Origin of the sequence: Paraliobacillus quinghaiensis, assembly GCF_003426025.1 — a bacterium.
Taxonomy (GTDB): domain Bacteria; phylum Bacillota; class Bacilli; order Bacillales; family Amphibacillaceae; genus Paraliobacillus_A; species Paraliobacillus_A quinghaiensis.
This window is the reverse complement of record NZ_QJSH01000052.1, coordinates 1-3,790: the sequence shown is the minus strand read 5'-3', so window position 1 is coordinate 3,790 and position 3,790 is coordinate 1. Positions and strand designations below refer to the sequence as shown.

The 3,790-nt window shown below is 33.4% G+C and carries 5 protein-coding genes; all 5 read right to left on the bottom strand.

Features of this window, described 5'->3' with window-relative positions; translation table 11 throughout:
* Positions 1-146: 146 nt before the first annotated feature.
* Positions 147-917: a permease prefix domain 1-containing protein gene (locus tag D2K40_RS16075; protein WP_117157349.1), complete on the bottom strand. Its 771-nt coding sequence runs from the start codon at positions 915-917 to the stop codon at positions 147-149.
* Positions 914-1,255: a PadR family transcriptional regulator gene (locus D2K40_RS16070; protein WP_117157348.1), complete on the bottom strand. Its 342-nt coding sequence runs from the start codon at positions 1,253-1,255 to the stop codon at positions 914-916. Before D2K40_RS16070 ends, D2K40_RS16075 begins: the two co-directional genes overlap by 4 nt.
* A gap of 454 nt (positions 1,256-1,709) precedes the next feature.
* On the bottom strand, positions 1,710-2,186 hold the full coding sequence (locus D2K40_RS16065; RefSeq protein ID WP_229666747.1) for a hypothetical protein: 477 nt from the start codon (positions 2,184-2,186) through the stop codon (positions 1,710-1,712).
* Between the two features lie 128 nt (positions 2,187-2,314).
* Positions 2,315-2,572, bottom strand: coding sequence for an LLM class oxidoreductase (locus D2K40_RS16060; RefSeq protein ID WP_229666745.1), 258 nt, complete (start codon positions 2,570-2,572; stop codon positions 2,315-2,317).
* Between the two features lie 237 nt (positions 2,573-2,809).
* The coding region (tnpB, locus tag D2K40_RS16055) for an IS200/IS605 family element RNA-guided endonuclease TnpB (RefSeq protein ID WP_162879261.1) at positions 2,810-3,790 on the bottom strand (981 nt) is incomplete at its 5' end.

Sequence of the window (3,790 nt, the reverse complement as noted above, 5' to 3'; positions counted from 1 at the left end):
TGACGGAATGGTTTCAAGAAACATGGATCTATCATTCCCATTCTCAGTTATAAAGTTAAGATAAATATGTTTATCTTCTGCCTTTCACACTTGAAGCGCTTATAGCAGAACTTGTCGAGCGGCTCCCGTTTGTTGAACAAGGAAAGTCACTTTTTACCTTTTCCCACTAAAACATAAATCAAATAACCCACAACATTAAACAAAGCAAAAGTAATAATCCAACCAATGTTTAATCGTCTGTGGTGATAGGCATTTATAATTGCCCAAATCGTGAAAAGTGTAGCATAAATCGCAACACCAACAAATAAAACTAAAGTCATAAATAAACTAAAATGTCTGATTTCCATTTCTACATACCAATTTGAATCTCCATTTCCATAAGGAAAAAATTCAACAAGTAACCATTCAGGAGCCAATACAGCTTTTTGAAATTGATAGTGGCTTTCAGATTCTCTTTTCAGAAAGATTTCCACTTTCGCAATTTGGTCTGTTTCTTGAACGAAACCTTTTATTTCTTCTTCCATATTTTCTGAAATTGCTTCTTTACCTTCCAACACATCAAAAATATTTGTCAAAACAATGGAATTTTCATGTGAATTTTGTTCTTCCATTGCCCATATAACTCCAAACACAGTAACAGTAGTGATAAAACATATTATAGCTAAATAAAGCACCCATTTTGCAAATATCTTTTGTGCTTTAAATAATTCACCGACAACAGAACGCACTTCTCTTTCTCCACCGAAACGTTCAATAGCAATATCAATCGCTTCTTGTTCGGATTTTCCTTCTGATTTCAATTCATGAACTGCCTCTAACAAATGATTTTTCATTTCTGCTTTTAGTTCTTGTATTTCTTTTTTATTTCCACTTGTATTGTGATAAACCGAATCTACAAAAGTATCTATTTTTCTCATACTTTTTCTCCCCCTTCTAAAAACGAATCAATCATATTTTTTACAAAATGCCATTCCTTACGCTTTTCTTCAAAGCCATCTTCACCTAAATCAGTGAGCTTATAATATTTTCTTCTTCCTCCTGGTCCTTGTTCATCACCCCAGTAAGAAGAAATCCATTTATTTTTTTCTAATCGTTTTAAAGATAAATAAAGCGTACCTTCCTTTAATTCAAACTGTTCTTCGCTTTTTTTACGAACCAACTTCGCTAACTCATAGCCGTACATATCCCTCGTATGTAAGAGCGATAGAATCAATGTATCTATATGACCTTTTAAAACCTCTTTGTTTATTTCCATTTTCTCACCTCCATCTATACCATAATTCACAATACCTAATAATGCAAGGTATTGATTCAAAAAAATAGTCTTTATTAAACTAAACTGCCTCGTTAGTTTAAGTACATTTATTCACATATTCTATATTAATTTTAACATAAATAACCAATAAACCTTGTAAATACCAGAAAAAATTTAAGTTTGATTACTGATTCGTATACTAATTTGCAGTGAAATTGCAAGCATACACTGGCTAATGTACCCTTGCAAATCAGGGTACATTTTATATTACAAATTCAGTTTAAAAAATGTAAAAAAAGCTTTATATCAACTAAAAAATGACTACTAATTGATATACAATTTAGTAGTCATTTTAAGTTACATTTTTAATGTTTACGATAGGTAACGGAACCCGTTAGCATTTCTGCATCTATTTTTTTGCTTTACTGTTATTATCAATATTTAATGCTAGCCATCACTCGTCAGATTCTTTTCGGTCTTTACCAATTTTTCTTTGGAAAAATATGAATACAGGAAGTGGGATAATAATCCAACCAAGGCTCTGAATCATTCCATTTAAAGCACGTTGTCTGTCTTGCTCTTTACGTTGCTCAACCATTTCATTATAATTTCTGCGCAATTCTTCATCCGATAATTCTTCACGTTCTGTATTTTCTTCTTCAAATTTTCCTGAGTAATATTGGCCTGATTTATATTGATCGTAGGTTTCAATGTACGTATTTGGTGCAAAATAATCAGATAAATTCATGAAAGTAAAGATACCACCACCAATGATCATTATAAGTGTAATAAATGCTACAGAATATTGATAAACTTGTTTAACCAAATCTTCACGCTCCTCTGTACTGCTCTTTCTCAATGGAGAAAGGCTTAAAAATAGAATAACAAACAACATAAGTATAACGATAGGAATCAACAAAACTAATGTCACCACTTCACTCCTTTATTCGCTTGTCTATATCTCTTAATTATGTTTCAGAATTGACTATTATGATTTAACTTATACTTCCTTCATTGTATCGCTTTTTGAAAGTATTGAATAGTCTAATATATACAGTTTCACAATATTTCTTTAGCTAACAGTTGGTAAGATTTTATTTTCTCTTCAAAGGAGTAGATATTGGTAATGATCATAAATTCATCACAGTTATAATTCGATTGCAAATTTTCAAGTTGTTTTTTCACTTGTCTAGGCGTACCAATAATTGTTCTTTTTCTGTTTCTTCTTATTACCGCTAGTTCATCCTCTGAATATGTTTTTTGCTTCGCTTCTTCTACTGAAGGTACACGTGTCCCTATACCTTTACCAACTCGCAATAACCATAAGTCCTGTGATAAGGCTAATTCTTCTGCCTTTTCCTCTGTTTCCGCACAAACAACAAAAACACAGACAGTAACTTGTGGTTCATCAAAGTTTTTATTTGGTTTAAATTTCTCTCGATAAGCTGTGATTGATTCTTTGCCTTTAGTAGGGTTTTTGAACTACTCGGCACTGAAGTACCGAGATTCCTAAGTACAGAAACCTACCGGTTTCTAATTGATTAGGCGATCCCCTCAGGTCCTGAGGTTAAGAAGTCTTACGGCTTCATTTTTAAGATTGATTCCTGCGTTAATATCGCGGTCAAGATGGGTATGGCACTTCGTGCACTCCCATTCACGTAATCCGAGATTTTTAACGTCTTTGTTTTGATAGCCACAACAGGAGCAAAGCTGACTGGATGGGAAATTCTTCGCAACTGTTACAACTTGTTTGTCGTACCATTCGGCTTTGTAAGTAAGCATTTGTTTGAATTCTGACCACGATGCTTCACTAATTGCCTTTGCCAAGTTGTGATTTTTGAGCATATTACGCACTGACAAATCTTCCATTCCGATCATGTCGTGGTTTTTGACAATCTCAGTAGAGATTTTATCTAAGTAATCTTTTCGTGCATTAGTAATTTTTTCATGGATACGAGCAACTTTAATCCTAGCTTTATGCCAATTTGCACCACCTGTTGTGCGTCTACTCATCATCCGCTGTGCTTTGGCTAACTTTTCTTCCAAGGTTCGAAAAAACTTTGGATTAGAATAGATTGTCCCATCAGAAAGAATAGAAAAATTTTTCAGGCCTACGTCTATTCCAATAGCTGAGCCAGTTTTAGGTAATGCTTTAACTTGTGTTTCGGTTAATATAGAAACAAAGTATTTTCCAGAAGGGTTTCGCCTAACGGTAACATTCAATATCCTACCTTTTACTTCTCGACTTTTAGCATAACGAACATGCCCCAGTTTTGGGAGTTTAATGTGTTTATCTAATACTGCAATATTTCCATTTGTTTGTTTTGTTGTATAAGACTGAACAGGATTCTTTTTAGATTTGAAACGGGGGTACTTATTTTGTTTCTTGTAGTAACGATTATAGGAATTGGCTAAATTTTCAACTGATCTTTGCAAGGCAATACTATCAACCTCTTTTAAAAACGCATAGTGTTTCTTTAATTCAGGGAGAGATTTGACCGTGTTGTATTTATTTAAACACTTCCCTTTCCAGTT

What these genes read in the sequence shown, in the direction of transcription:
- D2K40_RS16075 (WP_117157349.1), bottom strand. Translation starts at nt 917, where the DNA reads ATGAGAAAAATAGATACTTTTGTAGATTCGGTTTATCACAATACAAGT.
- D2K40_RS16070 (WP_117157348.1), bottom strand. Translation starts at nt 1,255, where the DNA reads ATGGAAATAAACAAAGAGGTTTTAAAAGGTCATATAGATACATTGATT.